Below are 22,183 nucleotides of genomic sequence, written 5' to 3'. Positions count from 1 at the left end.
TTGCCGGCCGGCTGCTTCTTGGCAGCGGCGGCCTGAGTCTTCTTCGGTGCGTCCTGCTTCGGCGGCGTGTCCTGCGGGGTGCTCGAGGACGGCTGCCCGTTGCTCGAGGCGGCCGCGCCACCGGCGGCCGGACCACCGGTCTTCCGGTCGCTGCGCGACTGCCGCTTCGGCTGCTGGCGCTGCGCGGGACGACGGTCCGTCGTGACGGTCTCGGTCGCGGTGCCGCCGGCACCCGCCACGCCCTCCTCCGCCGCCCGGCCATGGCGCAGGTTGTGCTCGCGCTTGCGGGCCTGCATCGCGTCGTAGGCCGGCGTGCCCGGGGCGGGGTTGCGGCGGATCACGTAGAACTGCTGACCCATCGTCCACACGTTCGAGACGAACCAGTAGATCAGCACACCGATCGGGAAGTTGAAGCCACCGATGAGGAAGAAGATCGGGAAGACGTACAGCATGATCTTCTGCATCTGCGCGGCCTGGCCGGTGAGGGCCTCCTTCGGCATGTTCTTGCGCATCAGCTGCAGCTGCGTGATGAACATCGTCGTCGTCATCAGGATGATCAGGACGATCGCGACGACCTTGACGTTGTTCGCGCCGGGGCCGCTCGCCTTCAGGAAGGTCTGCGAGATCTCCGCGCCGAAGATCTTCGCGTGCTGCAGCGAGTAGACGTACGGCTCCATGATCGCGCTGTGCGCCTTGCCGTTGGCCGCATAGTCGAGCACCCGGAACAGGGCCAGGAAGATCGGCGACTGCAGCAGCAGTGGCAGGCACGAGGAGAACGGGTTGGTCCCGGTCTCCTTGTACAGCTTCATCATTTCCTGACCGAGCTTCTCCCGGTCGTGGCCGTACTTCTTCTGCAGCTCCTTCATCTTCGGCTGCAGCAGCTGCATGTTGCGGCTCGAGCGGATCTGCCGGACGAACAGCGGGATCAGCAGGGTCCGGATGGTGACGGTCAGACCAACGATGGACAGCGCCCACGCCCAGCCGCTGTTCGGGTCGAGCACCTGGCTGAACAGCCAGTGCCAGCCGACGAGCAGCGCCGACACGGCCCAGTAGAGCGGCGTCATCACCGTGTTGAACAGATCTACGATCCCGTCCCACACCGCGAGTCCGGGGATGGCCAGAAGAGTCACTCACACACCTCGCTGCACAGGCCCGGCGTCGGCGGACGGTCCGGGCTGGTTGGCGGAGAAAGACTCTCCGCGCTGGTCGACATCTCTGGGAGGAACGGGGTCGTAGCCTCCGGGGTTCCACGGGTGGCAGCGGATGAGTCGCCTCATCGCCAGCCAGCTACCGCGCACCGCACCGTGGCGTTCGACCGCTTCCAAGGCATACGCCGAACAACTCGGGTAGAACCTGCAGACCTGCCCGTACAGCGGGCTGATCAGCAGCCGGTACAACTTCAGGAAACCGATGATCCCGCTCCGCACGGGATTGATCCGCATCATCGCCGCAGCACCCGGCCCAGGGCGCCGTCGACGTCGGCCGCCAGCTCGTCGTACGACGCCTCGGCGGACGACGGGAGAGCGCGGACGACGGTCAGACTGCCGGCCGGCAACTCGGGAAGCCGTGTCGCCAGGACAGCACGCAGACGGCGGTGGACCCGGTTCCGCAGAACCGCGTTGCCCACCGCCTTGTTCACAACGAACCCGACGCGCGCCGGGCCGACAGCATCGCCTGTGTCGGCCTGCGCCAGCACATGCAGGACCACCGCGCGTCGCGCCGCGCGCCGACCGGACCGGACGGCGCGACGGAAGTCGTCGGACCGGCGCAACCGGTTCGACGCGGGCAACACGAGGTGGTCACCGTCCGACGAGTCGCTCAGGCCGCGAGGCGCTGACGACCCTTGCCACGGCGGGCGGCGATGATCGCGCGACCCGCACGGGTACGCATCCGAAGACGGAAGCCGTGCTTCTTGTGCCGACGACGGTTGTTCGGCTGGAAGGTCCGCTTGCTCACTGGAATGACTCCGGTTACTCGAGAACACAAAATTTGTCGACAAATCCACTGATTCGGATCTGCCCGTTGATGCATCCTGCGCACCGTCGGAGAACCAGAAGTGGTCCCGCAGGGAGCGCAGCACGAAACGGCCGGCTCAACACCGACCGATCCACGGTACGTGGCTCCTTGTGGACAGGTCAAACCAGGTATCCCCAAGGTTTTCCACAGGCTTGTGGACAGGATAGTGGACAGGTGGTCGGACCAGGACTCGTCACTGTCCGGTCGGATCGGCAACAGAGAGCGATCTCGCACCATGACTACGCTCCGCCGTCTACCCGACACGCCGCAAGTTGCCCCCAATTTCCTGTTCATAGCCTGTGGATGACGGCTTGAAGCCGTGTGGGCGGACTTGTTAGCGTCACTTCTTCACACCAGAGGTCCCACACCCCGCGATCGGTAACCAACCTGCTCCGGCGGTCGTTCACAACTGTGGACAACCGTGTGGACAGCGGCCCGCACGGTGGTCGGGTCGAATGGTCGCGCAGCCCGGATCAGTCCGGATCGCGCCGGCCACCGCAGCGATGGATTCGGGGAGCAACGCGTGGTCGAGGACCATTCCGCCAGTGCGGAATTCACACCGGTGGAATTCACCCCGGCCGATTACCGGACGGACCACCCCGGCGACGGCCGGCAGGACCTCCGCCCCGAGCCCGACGCCGGCCTCCGGCCCGAGCCCGACGCCAACTTCCGCACCGAGGTGCCGCCGGCGCCGGAGCCGCTGCCCCGGACCGACGCCGCACCGCGCGCGGAGACGCCGCTGCCGCGGATGGACCCCGGTGACTATCTGAGCCCGTCGCTCCCGATCCCGATGCCCGAGCCGCCCGCCGCGGGCTACCGTCCCGCGCCGCCCCCGGCTCCGTACGGCTATCGCTCCGAGCTCGAGCGCGCGGCCACCGATCTTCCGTCCGGCCCACCCCAGTCCGCGGCCGACACGTCGTACTTCGGTGCGGCGCCGGCCGTGAACCAGCACCCCGGTGCCGGCAACGCCTGGGGTGCCCCCGATTGGGGTACTGGCGGCACGGCAGCAGGAGCGGTACCGATCGAGGGGGAGGCACGTGTGGACGACGCAGCCACCAACCAGTGGTCACCCGACGGCAGACCGGCTCAGCAGGACGCAGCCGCGCCCGCGGAGCGGCACCAGCCGTCGGACGAGCAGCCCGCTGAAGAACAGGTAGGTCAGCACGACCTGACCCCTCAGTTCCACCAGCAGCACCTGCCTCACCAAGAAGCCCTGCACCAGGACGCCCCACAGCAGGTCTCGTCCCCGCAGGCCGCGCCACACGACGGCGAGTCCGACCAGCCCGGGTCCGACCGGCCCGCGCCACAGCAGCCCGCGTCCCAGCAGGTTTCGCCAGTGCAGCCGGCATCTCAGCAGGCACAGGAGCTGCGCTCACAGGAGTCGCGGCCCGACCAGCCAGGTCAGCAATCGCATATGCCGACGCAGCCGGCACAACAGGCCGCCGCGCAACAGCCGCAGGAGTCGCAGACTCAGCAGTCGCACGTGCCGGAGCAGCCAGCACCGCAAGAGCCGCAGCAACAGCCGGTCCAGCAAACGGAGCCGCCGGTGGCTCAACAACAGCACCATGAGCCGGCGCCGCAGGTGCAGGAAGCACAAGCACCACACGCCCCGGCACCGCAGGTGCAGCAGGCACCGCATGTCCCGCAGGCGCAGTCGGCACAACACGCGCCGCACCCGCAGTCGTCACAGCACCCGCAGCCGGCACAGCACCCGCAGCCGGCACAGCAGGTGCAGCCGGCACAGCAGGCGCAGCCGGCACCACACGGGCAGCGCGCAGAGCACGGGCAGCCGGCACAACACGGGCAGCACGCACAGCAGTCACCGCACCCACAGCAGTCACCGCACACACAGCAGTCACCGCATGTACCGCAGGCGCAGGGGCGGCCGGCGCAGCCCGGGCAACCGGTACAGCACGCGCCGCAGGTGCAACCCGGACAACCGGTACAGCACGCGCCACAGGCGCAGCCTGCGCAGCAGGTGCAACCGGCGCAGCAGGTGCGGGCTCCGCAAGCGGTTCCGGTGGTGACTGATCTTGGGGAGGCCTGGGCTCGGGTGCTTGCCGGTCTGCCGCCGAACCAGCGGGCCTGGCTGACCAACTCGCGTCCGGTGACGCTGCACGAGAGCACCGCGATCGTCGCGGTGCCCGACGACTTCACCCGCGGTCAGCTCGAGACCCGCCTCCGTCCGGACCTGGAGCGGATCCTCACCGAGACCTTCGGCCGTGACATCCGCATCGCCGTCACCGTCGACCCGTCCCTCGACCCGGAGCTGCGCGAACAGCAGGCGCCGCCGCAACCGCAGTACACACAGCCTCCTCAACAGCAGGCACCGCAGCACCACGCACCGCAACAGCACGCGCCGCAGCAGCAGCCGATCCAGCAGCCACTGCAGCCGCCCGCCGTGCGTGAGCCGCTGCGCACGGACGGTGCCTTCCAGCCGACCATCCAGTCCGCGCTGACCGACCCGGACAATCACTTCAGCGCGCCGCCGGCCCCGCAGCACTACGAGCAGCAGCCGGCGCCGCAGCCGCAGTCCCAGTTCGGCCAGCCGCTCGGATCGGTCGCCCCGCCGCCGAACGGTTCGTCGCAGCCGGCCACGGAGGCGCAGGGTGAAGCCCGGCTCAACCCGAAGTACACCTTCGAGACGTTCGTCATCGGCAGCTCGAACCGGTTCGCGCATGCGGCCGCGGTCGCCGTCGCCGAGGCGCCGGGCAAGGCGTACAACCCACAGCTCATCTACGGCGACTCGGGTCTGGGCAAGACACACCTGCTGCACGCGATCGGGCATTACGTTCGCAGCCTCTACACCGGCGCCCGCGTGCGGTACGTGTCCAGCGAAGAGTTCACCAACGACTTCATCAACGCGATCCGCGACGACAAGGCGTCCCAGTTCCAGCGCCGGTACCGCGACGTCGACGTGCTGCTGATCGACGACATCCAGTTCCTGGAAGGCAAGATCCAGACCCAGGAAGAGTTCTTCCACACCTTCAACACGCTGCACAACGCGAACAAGCAGATCGTGATCAGCTCCGACCGCGCGCCGAAACGCCTGGAGGCGCTGGAGGACCGGTTGCGGAACCGGTTCGAGTGGGGCCTGATCACCGACATCCAGCCGCCGGACCTCGAGACCCGGATCGCGATCCTGCGGAAGAAGGCCGCGACCGAGCGGCTGACCGCGCCGCCGGAGGTGCTGGAGTTCATCGCGTCGAAGGTGCAGACCAACATCCGCGAGCTCGAGGGCGCGCTGATCCGGGTCACCGCGTTCGCCAGCCTGAACCGGCAGCCGGTCGACCTGAGCCTGGCCGAGATCGTGCTGAAGGACCTGATCCCCGAAGGCAGCAAGCCCGAGGTGACCGCGAGCATGATCATGGGCCAGACCGCGTCGTACTTCGGTCTGTCGATCGACGACCTGTGCGGTTCGAGCCGCAGCCGGGTGCTGGTGACCGCGCGGCAGATCGCCATGTATCTGTGCCGCGAGCTGACCGATCTGTCGCTGCCGAAGATCGGCCAGCAGTTCGGCGGCCGCGACCACACGACCGTGATGCACGCCGAACGAAAGATCCGGCAACTGATGTCGGAACGCCGCAGCGTCTTCAATCAGGTCACCGAACTGACCAACCGGATCAAGCACCAAGCCAAGCAGCAGTAACCACACAGGCTGGGGACACAGCTGTGGAAAACTGTGGGTATTGCCGTGGAAAGCCCCGTCGGTGGTGTGGATTGGCTGTGGGGACAGATTTCGCCGTCCACCGTCGTCCTCAGCACAAGCGGGCGTCGTCCACACGGCGTCCCCAGCCCGATTCGGCCTCTGACCTGGGAAGTCGCCGCTTTTCCACAGTATCCACCGGTGCGAAGAACACTATGGAATCTGTAGAGAGCTCGAAGGCCACAAAACGATCGAGCGGCCCGATCTGGGGAAAACCCCGATCTCGCGCCGCCTTGCGGGACCTGTCAGGCTGTTCTCGGAAGCACCCGGAGCAGTATTGGAACGACGCCGACGCGACCCGCCCGAAGCGCCACGTCAGGCCCGATGGGCGCACAGCACACTTGTCCGTGGCAGGATCTGCCTGGCACACAGCCGAATCAGGAGGCACCCAGCGGTGAAGTTTCGCGTCGAGCGCGACGTACTGGCCGAGTCGGTGGCCTGGGCCGCGCGCAGTTTGCCCAGTCGTCCCAGCGTCCCGATCCTTGCCGGCCTTCTCGTCGAAGCCGAGGACGGGCAGATCACCCTGTCCGGCTTCGACTACGAGACGTCGGTGCGGGTCACGGTGCCCGCGCAGGTGGCCGACTCGGGGAAGTGCCTGATCTCCGGCCGGCTCGTTGCCGACATCTCCAAGAGCCTTCCGAACCAGCCTGTGGACGTCGCCGTGGACGGCGCGAAGGCACAGGTCACCTGTGGCAGCTCGCGGTTCACGCTGCAGACGCTTCCCACAGAGGAATATCCGGCTCTGCCGGAGCTCCCGGCCGCCAGCGGGACGGTCAAGGCCGACGTCTTCGCCCAGGCCGTCTCCCAGGTGGTGACCGCCGCCGGCCGCGAGGACACCCTGCCGGTGCTGACCGGTGTCCGGGTCGAGATCGAGGGCTCCACGATCTCGCTGCTGGCCACCGACCGCTACCGGCTGGCGATCCGCGAGCTCGAGTGGAACCCGCAGTCCCCCGACGCGTCCGCGGCCGCGCTGGTGCCGGCCCGGGTGCTGTCCGAGACCGCCAAGGCGATGACCGGCTCCGACGTCATCGTGTCGCTGGCCGCTCCGGGCACCGGTGACGGCATCGTCGGCTTCGAGGGCGAGGTGTCCGGTGGCAACCGGCGCGCCACCACCCGGTTGCTGGACGGCGAGTTCCCGAAGGTGCGCGGCATCATCCCGACCGACGCGGCGATCGCGACCCGGGTGCGGATCGACACCGCGACCCTGGTCGAGGCCGTGAAGCGCGTCGCACTGGTCGCGGAGCGCAACGCTCCGGTCCGGCTGACCTTCGAGGAGGACAGCGTGACCCTGGACGCGGGCAGCGGCGACGAGGCGCAGGCGTCGGAGTCGCTCGAGGCCCGGGTGGTCGGCGATCCGGTGACCGTAGGCTTCAACCCGACGTACCTGCTCGACGGTCTCGGCGCGATCGGTACGCCGGTCGCGCACCTGGCGTTCACGCAGGCGACGAAGCCGGCCGAACTGACCGGTGTGACGGACTTCGACGGCGATCCGATCAGCGAGTTCCGCTACGTGCTGATGCCGGTCCGCCTGAACAGCTGAACACCAACAGAACAAGGGGATTCACGATGGAGCTCGGCCTTGTCGGTCTCGGCAAGATGGGCGGCAACATGCGCCAGCGGATCCGGAACGCCGGTCACACGGTGGTCGGGTTCGATCACAACCAGGACATCTCCGACGCCAAGGACCTGGCCGGCATGGTCGGCAAGCTCACCGCCTCCGACCAGCCCAAGGTGGTCTGGATCATGGTCCCGGTGCAGGCGATCGACCCGGTCGTCACCGAGCTGGCCGAGCTGCTCTCCCCCGGCGACATCGTGATCGACGGCGGCAACAGCCGCTGGACCGACGACACCCGCCGGGCCGCGCAGCTCGCCGAGAAGGGCATCCGCTTCGTCGACTGCGGTGTGTCCGGCGGCGTCTGGGGCCTGGAGAACGGCTACGCACTGATGTGCGGCGGCGACAAGGAGACCGTCGAGCAGGTGATGCCGATCTTCGAGGCGCTGAAGCCCGAGGGCGAGTTCGGCTTCGTGCACGCCGGCAAGGTCGGCGCCGGGCACTTCTCGAAGATGGTCCACAACGGCATCGAGTACGGGATCATGCAGGCGTACGCCGAGGGCTACGAGCTGCTCGAGGCCGCGGACGTCGTGGAGAACGTGCCGGAGGCGTTCGAGTCCTGGCGCGAGGGCACCGTGATCCGGTCCTGGCTGCTCGACCTGCTGGTCGCCTCGCTGAAGGACGACAGCCACCTGGCCAAGATCCGTGGGTACGCCGACGACTCCGGCGAGGGCCGCTGGACCGTCGAGGCCGCGATCGACCACGCCGTACCGATGCCGGCCATCTCGGCCGCGCTGTTCGCGCGGTTCGCCTCCCGCCAGGAGGACTCGCCGGCGATGAAGGCGATCGCCGCGATGCGCAACCAGTTCGGCGGACACGCGGTGAAGGGTGCCGAGGCCGCCGATCCGTCGTACGCGACCCCGCCCAAGAACTGAGGTGTACGTCACCGCCCTGGGTCTGATCGACTTCCGGTCCTACCAGCAGGCGGAGGTCCAGCTCGCTCCGGGCGTGACGGCCTTCGTCGGGCCGAACGGCCACGGCAAGACCAACCTGGTCGAGGCGATCCACTACACCGCGACACTCGGGTCGCACCGGGTGGCGAACGACGCACCGCTGGTGCGGGCCGGCGCCACCCGGGCGATCGTGCGGACGGAGATCCGCAGCCAGTACGACCGCGACGTGGTGGTCGAGCTGGAGATCAATCCGGGGAAGGCGAATCGGGCCCGGATCAACCGGTCGCCGGTGCCGCGGCCACGGGAAGTGCTCGGGCTGCTGCGCACGGTGCTGTTCGCGCCGGAGGACCTCGCCCTGGTGAAGGGCGATCCGTCCGAGCGCCGGCGGTTCCTCGACGAGCTGCTGACGCTGCGCGCACCGCGGATCGCCGGGGTACGGCAGGACTACGATCGGGTGCTCAAGCAGCGCAACTCGCTGCTGCGGAGCGCGTCGCAGGCCCGCCGGCAGAACCGTACGAGCGCCGCCGAGGGACAGCTCCGGACGCTCGAGGTCTGGGACTCGCATCTCGCCCGGACCGGCTCCGAGCTGCTGGCCACCCGCCTGGAGCTGCTGGAGGCGCTGCGGCCGCTGGTCTCGACGGCGTACGACGCTGTTGCCCGCGGCAAGGGTGACGCGCGGCTCGAGTACAAGTCGTCGGTGCTGCTCGAGCCCGGCGTGGCGTCCCGGGAGCAGCTCGAGGAGGTGCTGCTGGCGGCGGTGCGGGACAAGCGGCAGGACGAGCTCGACCGTGGCGTGTCACTGGTGGGTCCGCACCGCGACGACGTACTGCTCGGGCTCGGGGACTTGCCCGCGAAGGGGTACGCGAGTCACGGTGAGTCGTGGTCGTTCGCGCTCGCGCTGCGACTGGCGTCGTACGACCTGCTGCGCGCGGACGGGGGTGAACCGGTGCTGATCCTCGACGATGTGTTCGCCGAGCTCGACTCGCAGCGCCGGGACCGGCTGGCCGAGCTGGTGGCGCCGGCCGAGCAGGTGCTGGTGACCGCAGCGGTCGGCGCGGACGTGCCTGCCGAGCTCAGTGGAGCGCGCTTCGAGGTGGGTGAGGGGGTCGTTCAGCGTGCCTGAACCCCCGGATTCCTCTGAGAGCGGCTCCGAGAGCGACGCAGCGATCGAAGCCGAGCACGACAAGCAGGGCCTGGAGCTGGCCAAGTCGCTGGCGGCGCGGCTCAAGCAGCAGGCGGCGAAGGGCGGCATCAAGCCGGTCAAGCGCCGCCGCCGTCCCCGCCTCGGCGCGCAGATCAGCAGCGCCCGCCCCGACGACCGCGATCCCCAGCAGCTGACCAACACGCTCGGCCGGCTGATGCGCGACCAGGGCTGGGAGGTCGACGTCGCCGTCCACGGCGTGATGGCACGCTGGCCGTCGATCGTCGGCCCGGAGATGGCCGAACACTGCAAACCGGAGTCGTACGACGACACCGTCCTGACCGTCCGTACGTCGTCGACCGCGTGGAAGGTCCAACTGGACCTGCTCGTCCCGCAACTGCTCTTCCGCCTGAACGCCGAACTCGGCGAAGGCACGGTCTCACAGGTCAAGGTCCTCGGCCCCAACACCTATACCTGGCGCAAGGGCCCCCGCACCATCCGAGGCGGCCGCGGCCCCCGCGATACCTACGGATGACGGACTGAGTTGCTGGGAGGACCCGGCCCTCCCCTAGGATCAGGCGCGATGCGCACGCTCGTCGACGGCTTTCGCGAGATGGTCCACCTGATCGGAGATACGTTCCGGCTCTGGTGGAAGAACCTCCTGCCCATGACCACCTGGTGGGTGGCCGGGTTCGTCGGCTTCACGGTGTGCTCGCAGGGCGCGATCTGGCTGGCCGAGCATCTGCACTCCAGTCTCGGCACCGGCCTGTTCGCGGTCGGCGTGCTGCTCCAGATCGTCGCTGCCGTCGGCATGATCCGCACCTGCGCGATGTCGCTGTACCGCTGGCGGGACGCGGCGAGCGACGAGGCCGAGGAAACGTCCGACCCGACGCAGCGCGGGCTGCTCGAGTTGCTGGCCGTCACGCTGCTGCCGTTGGTCGCGGTCTGGTCCGCCTGGGGCTTCTTCGACCGCCAGGTCAGCCAGCTGAGCGCGACGTACCTGGTGCAGAACGGACTGCAGCCCGGCTCGGGGTTCTTCAAGGTGGGAATCCACAGCTGGCACAACTACCTGCCCGCGCTTGCCATCCTGCTGGTGCTGCGCCGGGTCCTGCAGTCCGTCGACGACCGCTGGCCGAGCCGCCCGGTCAAGCTGACGCAGGTCTGGGCCGAGGCCTTCTTCGTGCTGCTCACCTTCGTGATCACGCCGTACGCGATCGACGAGGGCAAGGAGTGGTTCAAGGACCGCAGCTTCTGGTACTGGTCGCTGGACTGGTGGGACGGCGTCAAGGGCTTCTTCGACAAGATCCACATCCCGATCCCGGCCGGTATCGAGTTCCTCTGGGGATTCCTGTGGGAGACCCTCTGGCCGATGTTCAAGCTGGGCATCGCCGAGCCGCTGACGTGGCTTGCGATCACCACGGTCGTCTTCGGCCACCGGGTGCTGTCCAGCGGCGGTGTCTTCCGCGGGACGCGGCTGGAGCGCCGGCTCGGCGCGCAGACCGAGGCGGAGGAGGCGCCGCAGCGGGGCCGGATTGTCGGCCTGACCTACAAGGCGCCGGACCTGCTGCTGGCCGGTGTCCGGGAGAAGTTCTACCCCGCGATCAACGCGTTCCGGCTGCTGGTCCGGGTCGGCCCGGTGTTCCTCGGTGTGGTCTGTCTGGTCTACACGTTCTGGCTGCTCGGCAACGACTGGGCGTTCGTCGCCTTCCAGCGGATGCTCGGCATCCACGCGTCGTACTGGGGCCTGATGAACCACGAGATCGCGAGCCTGATCCAGGGGCTGCTCTTCGAGCCGCTGCGGATCGCGCTCCTGGCCGCCGCGTTCGACCTGTGCATCTCGGTCGGCAACGAGCGCCGGGCCGAGGCCGCGGCGATCGCCCAGGCCAAGGCGCCGAAGGAGATCAAGGAGCCCGCCCCCGCGACCGTCTGACCGCTGCCCGTCAGGGAGTGATCAGGACCCGTCGGTGGATGTAGAAGTCCTCGACGGTCAGGCCGACCAGGTTGGGGACGACACTCTTCGGGACGATGTAGACCTTCGCGATCTTGGCCGGCTTGTCCATCGTGAACGGATGGTCGTCGTCACCGCAGAACGTCGGCAGCGGGTATCCGGTCGCCAGCGTGTCGTCCCAGGTGTTGCCCTTGCTGTCGCGCAGCAGCGCGTCACAGCTGAAGCCCTGGTCCTTGAGCATGAGCCCCTTCCGCGGGGTCACGGTCAGCGTGGCCAGCATGAAGACGGACCCGGCCGGGGCGTCGAGCTCGATCGCCTCGCCGTCCTCGTTCAGGATCGCGGTGTAGGCCTGCAGCGAGTCCAGCTTCCACTCGATGCTCTGAACCGTGACCGGGCCCTGGTTGACGACCTCGTCGATCCGGCCCTGCTTGTAGAGCTGCTCGTCGTCGCTCAGGTACGGGTGCAGCATCGTGAACGACCCGACGCCCAGCAGGCCGACCAGCAGCGACGCCTGCACGACCAGCCGGCTCACCCGGCCCGCGAGGTTCACGACGCCACCCGGGTGACCGAGTCGTTGACGACGTACTGCTCGTCGGCGTGGTCGACCATCTGCTGGGCGATGTCCTCGGTCGGGATGCCCAGGTCGACGCGGACCTCGGAGTTGTACACGTTCCAGAACATGCTCGGCTTGAGTCTCAGGGTGAGGCCCTTCAGGTCGGTCGGGTTGACCTCGAAGACGATGGCCCCGGTGCAGGCGAAGCCGGCATCGGGGAAGTTCATCTCACTCTCGTTCGGGTCGCTGACCTTCTCGTATACGCTGTCGCCGTCGGTGATCAGCGTCGGCGTGAACGATTCGGGGTCCTTCACGCCGCGGACCGTGTCCCACTCGACCGCGACGAAGATGCCGTTGGTGTCGATCGGCTTGTCGTCGGTGCCCGCGTCCCCGCTGAGGATCTTGCGGGCGAACTTGATCCGGGTCACCTTGACCGTCGACCCGCTGCCCGCGTACGGAAGGGCCTCGCCGATGGTGCCGTGCACGACCTTCAGGTTCGAGTCGTCGCCGTACACCTGGTCGGGGCCGGCCAGCCGGGCCACTCCGCCGATCAGGATGAACAGCAGGCCGACCAAGATGGTAGCGGGGCGGTAGAGCTTCACTTGTTCTTCCCGTCGTCGATCACAACGGTCGGCTTCAGCCGGACGACGGCGGCCGGGTCCTCGTTGTGCCAGTACGGCTTCTCGTTCACGCCGAGGGCCCCGTTGTCGCTGTCGTAGTGCTCCTGCAGGACACCGATCTCGACGACGTCGGCGGCGAAGTCCGGATCGACGTCGAACTTCGTACTGCATTCCTCCGGCGGGAGCCCGTAGACCAGCACCCAGTTGAGGTTGTCGCCGCGGCAGGCACCGCCGTTGGACTTGATCAGGTCCTGGCCTCCACCCGGGACGAACCTGAGCAGATCGCCCTGGATCGACTCGCTGGTGAACTCCTCGGAGTCGATGTTCTTCGCGGTGAAGTAGACCCGGAGGATGGTCTCGGCGTCGCTGTACTCACCCTTGGGCTTCCGGATGATCTCGGCCTTGGTGAAGTTGAACTCGAACCGGCCGGCCGTGACCGTCGCCGGGGCGTCCAGGGTCGGGACCGTGCGGCCCTTCTTCTCTTTCCAGCCGCCGGTGGCCAGCACGACCAGCGCCGCCACCACGACGAGGGCGATCAGGAGCAACCAGATGCGCCGGTGCCGGTGAATCACCCGGTCGGCGATCATCGCATCGATGACCTCGTCGAGACTTTCCACGGCTGCGATCCTAGAGGGCGGTGGGTGCGCGCCGGGCATACGCTCCCCGACCGGACTGTGCGGTCTGGACCAGTGGGCGCCGGAACCGTCAGTGGCGAAACACCCGGAGGCCACTGAGAGGCCGTGAGCGCTTTCTGGCCCCCCTCCCGCGAGAGGGGACATGGGAATGAGGGAGAAAAGACGCCCTGGCATGAGTTTCAGGCGGCTGGTGGCAGGTTCTGCTTCGGTCGACGGGTAGAATGGACCGTGTAGAGCGAGCCGCACCTCTGCCATCACCGTGGAGGGCGGCTCAACTGTGCCGCGATGCCTCGCGAACGCGGGGTCCGAGGAGGACAACCACCGGTGACCGACGAGCCGATCGAGATCGACGCCAACCAGTCCGCCGACCCCATCGGCCCCAGTGATACCTCCGCCCCCGACCTGGACGCGATCCCGTCGACGGTCGTGGAACGTGAGTACGACGCGAGCGCGATCCAGGTCCTGGAGGGGCTGGACGCGGTCCGGAAGCGTCCCGGTATGTACATCGGGTCCACCGGTGAGCGCGGTCTGCACCACCTGGTCACCGAGGTGGTCGACAACGCGGTCGACGAGGCGATGGCGGGGTACGGCGACAAGATCGTCGTCACGCTGCTCGCCGACGGCGGCGTCAGCGTCGAGGACAACGGCCGCGGCATCCCGGTCGACATCGTCGAGTCCGAGGGCAAGCCGGCCGTCACGGTCGTGCTGACCGTGCTGCACGCCGGCGGCAAGTTCGGCGGCGGCGGTTACAAGGTGTCGGGTGGTCTGCACGGCGTCGGCGTCTCGGTCGTGAACGCGCTGTCCAGCACGCTCCGCGTCGACGTGAAGCTGAAGGGCAAGCTCTACACACAATCCTTCACGATGGGCGTCCCGGACGCGGACCTCGCCGAGGTCGGTACGTCGGACTCGAACGGTACGACGGTGACGTTCTGGGCCAACCCGGACGTCTTCGAGACCACGACGTACTCGTACGAGACGCTGGCCACCCGCTTCCGCGAGTACGCGTTCCTGAACAAGGGCCTCGAGCTGGTGATCCGGGACGAGCGTCCCGACCACCTCGACGAGGACGGCAAGCCGCTGGAGCAGTCGTTCAAGTACGACGACGGCCTGGTCGACTACGTGAAGTACCTGACCGGGATCCGCGAGACCGTGCACCGCGACGTCATCTCGTTCGAGGCGGCCGCCGCCGACGACACCATGAGCCTTGAGGTCGCGCTGCAGTGGAGCGGCTCTTTCCAGGAGTCCGTGCACACCTTCGCGAACGCGATCAACACCCACGAGGGCGGCACCCACGAAGAGGGCTTCCGGGCCGCGCTCACCTCGCTGGTCAACGGCTTCGGCGAGGACCAGGGGATGATCAAGAAGAAAGAGGACAGGCTCACCGGTGACGACATCCGGGAAGGCCTGACCGCGATCATCTCGGTCAAGCTCGCCGAGCCGCAGTTCGAGGGCCAGACCAAGACCAAGCTCGGCAACACCGAGGTGAAGGGCTTCGTCCAGCGGGTCGTGAACGACCGGCTCGGCGCCTGGTTCGAGCAGAACCCGGCCGAGGGCCGGGAGATCATCCGCAAGGCGACGGCCGCGGCCAGCGCCCGGATCGCGGCCCGCAAGGCGCGCGACCTGGCCCGCAACCGCAAGGGCCTGCTCGGCGGCGGCGGTCTGCCCGGCAAGTTGGCCGACTGCCAGTCGACCAACCCGGAGGAGTGCGAGGTCTACATCGTCGAGGGTGACTCGGCGGGCGGCTCCGCGAAGGGCGGCCGGGACCCCAAGTTCCAGGCCATCCTGCCGATCCGCGGCAAGATCCTGAACGTCGAGAAGGCCCGGATCGACAAGGTCCTGCAGAACAACGAGGTCCAGGCGATCATCTCGGCGCTCGGCACCGGCATCCACGAGGACTTCGACGAGGACAAGCTCCGGTACCACAAGATCGTGATCATGGCCGACGCCGACGTCGACGGCCAGCACATCCGGACCCTGCTGCTGACCCTGCTGTTCCGCTTCATGCGGCCGCTGATCGAGCGCGGGCACGTGTACGCCGCGCAGCCGCCGCTGTACAAGATCCGGTGGAGCAACCAGCCGCACGAGCTGGCCTACACCGACCGGGAGCGCGACGGGCTGCTCGAGGCCGGCGCCGAGGCCGGTAAGAAGCTGCCCAAGGAGAACCCGATCCAGCGCTACAAGGGTCTGGGCGAGATGAACGCGAACGAGCTGTGGGAGACCACGATGGACCCGGCCAACCGGGTGCTGCTGCAGATCACCCTCGACGACGCGGTGCGCGCCGACGAGACGTTCCAGACGCTGATGGGCGACGACATCGAGGCACGGCGCAGTTTCATCCAGCGCAACGCCAAGGACGTCCGTTTCCTCGACATCTGATCTCGCCACACACCGACGTACTGATCTGAACGGGACTTTTTCATGACCGAGACCCCCACCTCGCCGGGCCACGACCGGGTCGAGCCGCTCGACCTGCAGACCGAGATGCAGCAGTCGTACCTCGACTACGCGATGGCCGTCATCGTCGGCCGCGCGCTGCCGGAGGTCCGCGACGGGCTGAAGCCGGTGCACCGCCGGATCCTCTACGCGATGTACGACGGCGGCTACCGGCCGGACCGCGGGTTCAACAAGTGCTCCCGCGTCGTCGGTGACGTCATGGGTCAGTACCACCCGCACGGCGACTCGGCGATCTACGACACCCTGGTCCGGCTCGCGCAGCCGTGGGTGATGCGCGCGCCGCTGATCCAGGGCCAGGGCAACTTCGGCTCGCCCGGTAACGACCCGGCGGCCGCCATGCGGTACACCGAGTGCCGGATGGCGCCGCTGGCGATGGAGATGGTCCGCGACATCGACCAGGAGACCGTCGACTTCCGGGCGAACTACGACGGCAAGTCGCAGGAGCCGGTGATCCTGCCGGCCCGCTTCCCGAACCTGCTGGTCAACGGCTCGTCGGGGATCGCGGTCGGCATGGCGACGCAGATCCCGCCGCACAACCTGCGCGAGGTCGCGGCCGCGGTCGACTGGGCGCTGGAGCACCCGGACGCGACGCAGGAGGAGCTGCTCGAGGCCTGCCTGCAGCACATCAAGGGCCCGGACTTCCCGAACGGCGCGCTGATCGTCGGCTACAAGGGCATCGACGACGCGTACCGCACCGGCCGCGGCTCGGTCACGATGCGCGCGGTCGTCGACATCGAGGAGGACGCCAAGGGCCGCACCAGCCTGGTCGTCACCGAGCTGCCGTACATGGTGAACCCGGACAACCTGGCGCAGAAGATCGCCGAGCTGGTGAACACCGGCAGGGTGAACGGCATCGCCGACATCCGCGACGACAGCTCGTCGCGGACCGGTCAGCGGCTCGTCATCGTGCTGAAGCGCGACGCCCAGCCGCGCGTCGTGCTGAACAACCTCTACAAGCACACCCAGCTGCAGGACACCTTCGGCTGCAACATGCTGGCGCTCGTCGACGGCGTCCCGCGCACGCTCAGCGTGAACCTGTTCATCAGCCACTGGATCGACCACCAGATCGAGGTCATCCAGCGGCGCACCCGCTTCCGCCTGCGCGAGGCGGAGAAGAACGCGCACATCTACCGCGGGTACGTGAAGGCGCTGGACGCCCTCGACGAGGTGATCGCGCTGATCCGGCGCAGCCCCGACGTGGACGAGGCGCGCACCGGCCTGATCCAGCTGCTCGACATCGACGAGATCCAGGCGCAGGCCATCCTGGACATGCAGCTGCGCCGGCTGGCGGCCCTGGAGCGGCAGAAGATCATCGAGCGGTTGCAGGAGCTCGAGGCGATCATCGCCGACCTCGAGGACATCCTGGCCAGCCCCGAGCGGCAGCGCACGATCGTCAAGGACGAGCTCGGCGAGATCGTGGAGAAGTACGGCGACGAGCGGCGAACCGAGATCATCGCGGCCGACGGCGACCTGTCCGTGCAGGACCTGGTGCCGGACGAGGACGTGGTCGTCACGATTACCCGCGGCGGCTACGCGAAGCGGACCAAGACCGACCTGTACCGCACGCAGAACCGCGGCGGTAAGGGTGTCCGGGGTGCGCAGTTGCGGGCCGAGGACGAGATCAGCCACTTCTTCGCCACCACGAACCACCACTGGATGCTGTTCTTCACCACCAAGGGCCGCGTGTACCGGGCCAAGGTGTGGCAGCTGCCCGAGTCCGCGCGCGACGCCAAGGGCTCGCACGTCGCCGGCCTGCTGTCGTTCCAGCCGGACGAGGAGATCGCCCAGGTCCTGACGCTGCGGGACTACCAGCAGTCCGACTACCTCGTGCTCGCGACCAAGAAGGGCCTGGTCAAGAAGACGGCGCTGACCGACTACGACTCGGCCCGGCAGAGCGGCATCATCGCGGTCAACTTCCGCGAGGAGGACGACGAGCTGATCGGCGCCGACCTGGCCACCGCCGAGGACGACCTGCTGCTGGTGTCCCGCAAGGGCCAGTCGATCCGCTTCACCGCGAACGACGAGCAGCTGCGGCCGATGGGCCGGGCCACCTCCGGCGTCACCGGCATGAAGTTCCGCGCCGGCGACGAGCTGCTGTCGATGTCGGTGATCCGGGCCGGGGCGGACGAGGACACGCAGTTCGTCTTCACGGTGACCGACGCCGGGTACGCCAAGCGCTCGAAGGTGTCGGAGTACCGGCAGCAGGGCCGCGGCGGGCTCGGCATCAAGGCGGTCAAGCTGAACGACGAGCGCGGCTCGCTGGTCGGCGCGATCATCGTCGTCGACGAGGACCAGGTGCTGGCGATCAAGGCCAGCGGCCAGGTCGTCCGCAGCCGCGTCGACAGCGTCCCGGTCAAGGGCCGCGACACGATGGGCGTCCGGTTCGCCGGGGTCGGCGAGTCCGACGCGGTGGTCGCGATCGCCCGGAACACCGATCTGACCGTGGCTCTGGAGGAGTCGGAGGGCGCGGAAGCGGGTACAGAACCGTCTGATGCCCAGAATGTGGACGGATCGACAACCGAATCCACCTCTGAGAGCGTCCAGAATGATGACGAGCGTTCGACGGACGTGGACGGCGCGGCTACCGTCGAAAGCGACGAAGCCGGCCAGGAGGGTGACTGATGACCAACCGCGCGAGGCCGACATGGCCTGAAGGTGCGGCCGACAGCTCCAACTCCCAGCGCACGGCGCCGGGCGGGAAGCCGTCTGCCGCCCCGGCCAACCCGGCCTCCAACGGTCGTTCCAACGGCCAGCCGAGGACAGGTGCGCCGAACGGTCAGCGACCGTCCGAGTACCGCCCGCAGGCGCGACCGGCCGCTCCCGGGGGCAACCCGGTGCGCCCGCAGCAGCCGGCGCCGAGTACGCCGGGCCGCCCGGAGCCGTGGTCGCCGCCTTCGACGGCCACACCCGCCGGCGCGGCGCCGTACGGCGGGGGCGAGGCCAAGACCGAGTCGCTCGGTGACCGGATGAACGCGGCGCGTCAGGCGGTGCTGGACAAGGCTGCCTCGGTCAAGGACGCCAAGACCGAGCGGGACGAGGCCCGGCAGGGTCGGCTCGCCGCGAAGGACGCCAAGGAGGCGAAGACCTCCAGTCGCCCGCAGACGCGGAAGGCGCGGCTGCGGATGTCCCGCATCGACCCGTGGTCGGTGATGAAGACGGCGTTCCTGCTGGCGATCGCGTTCGGCATCGTCACCTGGGTGGCGGTCTTCATCGTCTGGTCCGCGATCGGCGCGGCCGGCGTGTTCGACAACATCAACTCGACCGTCCAGGAAGTCCTCGGGACGCCGGCCGGCGAGCCGTTCCGGGTCGAGAACTACATCAACACCGGCAAGGTGATGGGGTTCACCACGCTGCTGGCGTGCGCGGACGTGCTGATCATCACGGCGCTCGCGACCCTCGGATCCTTCCTGTACAACATCGCCGCCACGCTTCTCGGCGGCCTCGAAGTCACCCTCGCGTCGGAGGACTGACCAGCGACGGCCGGGCCCGATGAGGCCCGGCCGGAACCGGTTTGGGAGTAGGGCACTTGGTGCGGTAATCTCTCCCGGGTTCGACACCGCGGTTCGCGGGCCTATAGCTCAGACGGTTAGAGCGCTGCCCTGATAAGGCAGAGGTCACTGGTTCAAGTCCAGTTAGGCCCACTTTTGTTCGAAGTCCGACCCAAGGAGTCCCAGTGCTGCGAAAGATCTTGCTGGTGCTGCTGGCCGGCGTCGGTGGATACTTCGTCTACAAGAAGACCCAGCAGTCCCGCGCCGAGAAGGACCTCTGGGCCGAGGTCGCCGACCCGGTAACCCCGGGCCACTGACCACCCCACGGGGGCGTAGCTCAACTGGCAGAGCACTGCCTTTGCAAGGCAGGGGTTAGGGGTTCAAGTCCCCTCGTCTCCACCAAGCCGTTCATGCAGGTCAGGGCGTGATTCGCCGCTCGCGCCGCCGTTCTCCTTTGCATCGTTGAGGGTCTGCGTGCCCTCCGCGTGCCCCAACGTGTCCTTGTCGACCTGGGGGCGAGCCTCCCGCAGCCGGGCATCCCAGCTGACTGTGTGCCGTTCCCGGTAGCGGGCGACCGCCATCGGGTTGATCGGATAGATCGGCCGCCCGGTCGCGCGCAGGGCCGCGACCAGCAGACCGCGTGGGGTCTCGATCGCGACCGCGATCGGGGTCTAGGGCGGAGTCGCCGACCGCAGCGAACATGTCGGTGAGTTCGGCGAACCCGGCCACGGTTTCGCCGATGCGCTTCTTCGCGATCAGCTGAGCGGACTCGTCGATCAACGCGATGTCGTGGGGGCCTTCGGCCCAGTCGATCCGCAGTACATCTTCACCTGCGTGCACCTCCTTCTAGCCCGGCATTCGGTCCGGTTCGGACCCTGGCGAGAACGCGCGGCGCCCTAATGACGAGACTCTGCGGTCCTCCCTCCGATGAGCCGTTCGCGATCCCAGCAACCCCCATGCCCCCGGTCTGCGGATCAGAGCTCGGAGGCTCCCGGTGAACGAGGTATCGACCGTGCGGGCGGGCTCAAACCACGACCAACACTCCCGGCCGGCGAGCCGCCAACTCGACCGACGTGCCGAACCGGATCAGTGCTGCGAACGGGTCCCGGGCGTCAGTAGCCTCGGCCTGATAGAAGGCCTGGGCGGCCAAGGGACGGGAAGACGTCAACAGCCGCCCGGAACCCTGTTACCCACTCATTAGGGGGACGGAGCAGGTGTGGCGGTCGGCACCATGTCAGTCTGACGCAGGCTCCACGAGGTCGGCTCCCCCGAGGCGTCATGGCCAGGTCGGGTCGGCGATCGGCGCAGCTGTAGACCTGTCGAGACAGCAGCGGCGAAGATGTCGTCATGAGGTGGGATGAGATCGCTCGCGAGGCCGAGGAGAAAAGCGACTGGGACCGTGCGATATCAGCCGTGAGCGTTGTCGCGGAGTGCTACAGCTCCGACGCCACGCTCCATGACGCCCACCTCTGGCACATGGATCTCCTCGCTCGGGCCGGACGCCTTGATGAGCTTGCCGCACTCGGGCAACACGACGTACATGCACGAAGGCGGCTCAAGCGGAATCTGTCCGAGGAAGGCGTGCCCTCCACGTGCCCTAACAAGGGCGCACCAATGGGCCCGACCGGTCACTCAGGGGGTTGAACCGGTCAAGGCCCCGCTCATCGATCCCACGCTCAGGGCAGCGTGAGCACCACAACCGCCTTTGCAAGGCAGGGGTTAGGGGTTCAAGTCCCCTCGTCTCCACCACCGCTTTCCTGAAGCTCAGAGCGCGATTCTCGGCTGGCGCCACCGTTGGGCTGGGTTCTCCACTGCTGTGACAAACCCTGTGGACAAATCGACGTTCCGGCAGGTTCAGCGGGTTCCGTTGTGCATCGGATAGTGGATGACGACCACACCACCGGTGGCGTAATTGGCGACATCGGCAGCCACCTGCCGGCCCTGCGGAGACTCCCGCGCCGCGGTCATTGCCGCAGCGTCGGCGAACTCGGCCTCGAAGACCGCGAAGTACGGCGTCTGTCCCTGCGTGGCTGCCACCTCGAAGCTGTAGCGCCACGCGAGCAGGCCCGGCATGCGCCTGACCAGTGGGAGATGGTTGCTCACGTAGTAGTCGCGGAAGTGGTCGGGATCGGTGGGCTCGGGATACAGAACCATCAGCTTGTGCACAACACTCTCCGATCAGCTCGCGATCGCCTCACGAAGCTCCTTCCAACGCGCTTCGGAAATCGAATCGATGGATCGCACGATAGTGTGTCGGATATCGAAGCGGCAAGGGGGTTTGACATGGCGGCACCGAGGCCGGGACGCGCGGTCCGAGGGTCGAGCACCGGCCGGCCACTGATGGCCGCCCTCGACCTGTTCGGCCGGAGGTGGAACCTGCGGATCGTCTGGGAACTGCAAGACGGGCCGGTCGGCTTCCGCGCGTTGCAGCAGCGCTGCGACAACATGTCCTCCAGCGTCCTGCGCCAACGGCTGACCGAACTGCTCGACGCCGCCCTCGTCGAACAGCACCCGGACACCACCTACGCCCTCACCGACCTGGGCCACGCCGCCCACCGCGCCCTGCGCCCACTAGCCCGATGGTCCGCAGACTGGGCCGACACCCTCTCCACCACCGATTCCGAAGACGCCCACTAGCGGTCGCGTCAGGTGGAGTGTCGGTTGAGAGAAGGTAAGCGGCATGGCGCGGATAACGCCATCACCCGAGTGTCAGTCGGCGACGCGTGCGGCACGCCACCGCGCGACCAGCCGCTGATCGCGCGCTGACGCGTTGCACGATGCCGGCGATGTCGACGACCGGCTCTGCCGGTCCGCTCCTGAGGTGCTGGACGAGCCGCACTACTCGACGCTTTCCTGCGGTGCGGATGGTACGACGCGATCAGCTTGGCCACTCGGGTAGCCCGCGTCGGCCTGGAGCCCGGTGCTCCCCGGCTATCTGGAACCCGAGAGCCCTACTAGGTCTTCTGTCTTTGGCGGTGCCAGGCCGCGGAATGCTCAAGCGGAAACAGCAAGTCCTCCCAATCCATTCTTTTCAGCTTCGGGCCGCAACTTCAAGACTGATGTTTCGGCGTCCAACGGTGCAGACTCGTGCCCCGGTGGCTGACGACTCCGTGCTCG

General features: G+C 68.0%; 22 protein-coding genes, 2 tRNA genes and 1 pseudogene. 13 read left to right on the top strand and 12 right to left on the bottom strand.

What is annotated here, in order from left to right; all coding sequences use genetic code 11:
* Positions 1 to 140 precede the first annotated feature (140 nt).
* The 7 genes and pseudogenes from yidC to ABZW60_RS11180 all read right to left on the bottom strand — a co-directional run.
* Positions 141 to 1,121: pseudogene (gene yidC / locus ABZW60_RS11210) on the bottom strand (membrane protein insertase YidC); the annotation flags it as partial.
* A gap of 9 nt (positions 1,122 to 1,130) precedes the next feature.
* Positions 1,131 to 1,442, bottom strand: a complete 312-nt coding sequence (gene yidD, locus ABZW60_RS11205; RefSeq protein WP_355475875.1) for a membrane protein insertion efficiency factor YidD — start codon at positions 1,440 to 1,442, stop codon at positions 1,131 to 1,133.
* On the bottom strand, positions 1,442 to 1,792 hold the full coding sequence (gene rnpA, locus ABZW60_RS11200) for a ribonuclease P protein component (RefSeq protein WP_355475621.1): 351 nt from the start codon (positions 1,790 to 1,792) through the stop codon (positions 1,442 to 1,444). Before rnpA ends, yidD begins: the two co-directional genes overlap by 1 nt.
* A gap of 26 nt (positions 1,793 to 1,818) precedes the next feature.
* Positions 1,819 to 1,956 carry a 50S ribosomal protein L34 gene (gene rpmH, locus ABZW60_RS11195; protein WP_130386492.1) on the bottom strand — a complete coding sequence of 46 codons (138 nt, stop codon included), beginning with the start codon at positions 1,954 to 1,956 and terminating at the stop codon, positions 1,819 to 1,821.
* A gap of 1,432 nt (positions 1,957 to 3,388) precedes the next feature.
* A complete protein-coding gene (locus ABZW60_RS11190) occupies positions 3,389 to 3,691 on the bottom strand; it encodes a hypothetical protein (RefSeq protein ID WP_355475619.1) in 303 nt (100 codons plus the stop codon).
* A 9-nt stretch (positions 3,692 to 3,700) separates the two neighbouring features.
* Positions 3,701 to 3,826, bottom strand: coding sequence for a hypothetical protein (locus tag ABZW60_RS11185; RefSeq protein WP_355475618.1), 126 nt, complete (start codon positions 3,824 to 3,826; stop codon positions 3,701 to 3,703).
* A 45-nt stretch (positions 3,827 to 3,871) separates the two neighbouring features.
* On the bottom strand, positions 3,872 to 4,027 hold the full coding sequence (locus ABZW60_RS11180) for a hypothetical protein (protein ID WP_355475616.1): 156 nt from the start codon (positions 4,025 to 4,027) through the stop codon (positions 3,872 to 3,874).
* A 12-nt stretch (positions 4,028 to 4,039) separates the two neighbouring features.
* On the opposite strand from ABZW60_RS11180, the gene dnaA reads away from it, so the two are divergent.
* The 6 genes from dnaA (at position 4,040) to ABZW60_RS11150 (ending at position 11,298) form a co-directional block, all read left to right on the top strand.
* Positions 4,040 to 5,665 carry a chromosomal replication initiator protein DnaA gene (gene dnaA / locus ABZW60_RS11175; protein WP_355475615.1) on the top strand — a complete coding sequence of 542 codons (1,626 nt, stop codon included), beginning with the start codon at positions 4,040 to 4,042 and terminating at the stop codon, positions 5,663 to 5,665.
* A 451-nt stretch (positions 5,666 to 6,116) separates the two neighbouring features.
* Positions 6,117 to 7,262 (top strand): DNA polymerase III subunit beta, encoded by a 1,146-nt coding sequence (gene dnaN, locus ABZW60_RS11170; RefSeq protein WP_355475613.1) that lies wholly within the window; start codon positions 6,117 to 6,119, stop codon positions 7,260 to 7,262.
* A 26-nt stretch (positions 7,263 to 7,288) separates the two neighbouring features.
* Entirely contained in the window at positions 7,289 to 8,209 is a 921-nt protein-coding gene (gene gnd, locus ABZW60_RS11165) for a phosphogluconate dehydrogenase (NAD(+)-dependent, decarboxylating) (protein ID WP_355475611.1), read from the top strand.
* A gap of 1 nt (position 8,210) precedes the next feature.
* Positions 8,211 to 9,350 (top strand): DNA replication/repair protein RecF, encoded by a 1,140-nt coding sequence (gene recF, locus ABZW60_RS11160; RefSeq protein ID WP_355475609.1) that lies wholly within the window; start codon positions 8,211 to 8,213, stop codon positions 9,348 to 9,350.
* The gene (locus tag ABZW60_RS11155) at positions 9,343 to 9,903 is read left to right on the top strand and encodes a DciA family protein (protein WP_355475607.1); all 561 of its coding nucleotides are present in this window, start codon (positions 9,343 to 9,345) and stop codon (positions 9,901 to 9,903) included. The genes recF and ABZW60_RS11155 overlap by 8 nt, the downstream gene beginning before the upstream one ends.
* Positions 9,904 to 9,951: 48 nt before the next feature.
* On the top strand, positions 9,952 to 11,298 hold the full coding sequence (locus ABZW60_RS11150; RefSeq protein ID WP_355475606.1) for a hypothetical protein: 1,347 nt from the start codon (positions 9,952 to 9,954) through the stop codon (positions 11,296 to 11,298).
* A 10-nt stretch (positions 11,299 to 11,308) separates the two neighbouring features.
* Here the strand turns inward: ABZW60_RS11150 and ABZW60_RS11145 are convergent, their stop codons facing one another.
* Genes ABZW60_RS11145 through ABZW60_RS11135 form a run of 3 tightly spaced genes read right to left on the bottom strand, consistent with a single transcriptional unit; the run spans position 11,309 to position 13,106 of the window.
* The gene (locus ABZW60_RS11145; RefSeq protein WP_355475605.1) at positions 11,309 to 11,866 is read right to left on the bottom strand and encodes a hypothetical protein; all 558 of its coding nucleotides are present in this window, start codon (positions 11,864 to 11,866) and stop codon (positions 11,309 to 11,311) included.
* Positions 11,863 to 12,471, bottom strand: coding sequence for a hypothetical protein (locus tag ABZW60_RS11140; protein ID WP_355475604.1), 609 nt, complete (start codon positions 12,469 to 12,471; stop codon positions 11,863 to 11,865). Before ABZW60_RS11140 ends, ABZW60_RS11145 begins: the two co-directional genes overlap by 4 nt.
* Complete coding sequence (locus ABZW60_RS11135; RefSeq protein ID WP_355475603.1) at positions 12,468 to 13,106, bottom strand: hypothetical protein; 639 nt, start codon at positions 13,104 to 13,106, stop codon at positions 12,468 to 12,470. Before ABZW60_RS11135 ends, ABZW60_RS11140 begins: the two co-directional genes overlap by 4 nt.
* 342 nt (positions 13,107 to 13,448) lie before the next feature.
* Between ABZW60_RS11135 and gyrB the strand changes: the two genes are divergently transcribed.
* The 6 genes from gyrB to ABZW60_RS11105 all read left to right on the top strand — a co-directional run bounded on the left by gyrB (position 13,449) and on the right by ABZW60_RS11105 (position 19,468).
* A complete protein-coding gene (gyrB, locus tag ABZW60_RS11130; protein WP_355475602.1) occupies positions 13,449 to 15,500 on the top strand; it encodes a DNA topoisomerase (ATP-hydrolyzing) subunit B in 2,052 nt (683 codons plus the stop codon).
* Between the two features lie 42 nt (positions 15,501 to 15,542).
* Positions 15,543 to 18,200 (top strand): DNA gyrase subunit A, encoded by a 2,658-nt coding sequence (gene gyrA, locus ABZW60_RS11125; protein ID WP_355475601.1) that lies wholly within the window; start codon positions 15,543 to 15,545, stop codon positions 18,198 to 18,200.
* Complete coding sequence (locus tag ABZW60_RS11120) at positions 18,200 to 19,048, top strand: DUF3566 domain-containing protein (protein ID WP_355475600.1); 849 nt, start codon at positions 18,200 to 18,202, stop codon at positions 19,046 to 19,048. The genes gyrA and ABZW60_RS11120 overlap by 1 nt, the downstream gene beginning before the upstream one ends.
* Before the next feature lie 97 nt (positions 19,049 to 19,145).
* Positions 19,146 to 19,219 (top strand) — tRNA-Ile (locus tag ABZW60_RS11115).
* 35 nt (positions 19,220 to 19,254) lie between these two features.
* Complete coding sequence (locus tag ABZW60_RS11110) at positions 19,255 to 19,383, top strand: DLW-39 family protein (RefSeq protein ID WP_327641047.1); 129 nt, start codon at positions 19,255 to 19,257, stop codon at positions 19,381 to 19,383.
* Positions 19,384 to 19,392: 9 nt separating this feature from the next.
* A tRNA-Ala gene (locus ABZW60_RS11105) sits at positions 19,393 to 19,468 on the top strand.
* Between the two features lie 1,005 nt (positions 19,469 to 20,473).
* Here the strand turns inward: ABZW60_RS11105 and ABZW60_RS11100 are convergent.
* Positions 20,474 to 20,608 carry a hypothetical protein gene (locus ABZW60_RS11100; RefSeq protein ID WP_355475599.1) on the bottom strand — a complete coding sequence of 45 codons (135 nt, stop codon included), beginning with the start codon at positions 20,606 to 20,608 and terminating at the stop codon, positions 20,474 to 20,476.
* A 312-nt stretch (positions 20,609 to 20,920) separates the two neighbouring features.
* The gene (locus ABZW60_RS11095; RefSeq protein ID WP_355475598.1) at positions 20,921 to 21,232 is read right to left on the bottom strand and encodes an EthD family reductase; all 312 of its coding nucleotides are present in this window, start codon (positions 21,230 to 21,232) and stop codon (positions 20,921 to 20,923) included.
* Positions 21,233 to 21,349: 117 nt separating this feature from the next.
* Here ABZW60_RS11095 and ABZW60_RS11090 point away from each other — a divergent pair, with 117 nt between their 5' ends.
* Positions 21,350 to 21,703, top strand: coding sequence for a helix-turn-helix domain-containing protein (locus tag ABZW60_RS11090; RefSeq protein WP_355475597.1), 354 nt, complete (start codon positions 21,350 to 21,352; stop codon positions 21,701 to 21,703).
* Positions 21,704 to 22,183: the final 480 nt, after the last annotated feature.

It is taken from the genome of Kribbella sp. NPDC003557 (assembly GCF_040610805.1).
GTDB lineage: Bacteria > Actinomycetota > Actinomycetes > Propionibacteriales > Kribbellaceae > Kribbella.
Note: the sequence above shows the minus strand (reverse complement) of the source record. Positions and strands in the feature narration are given on the sequence as shown.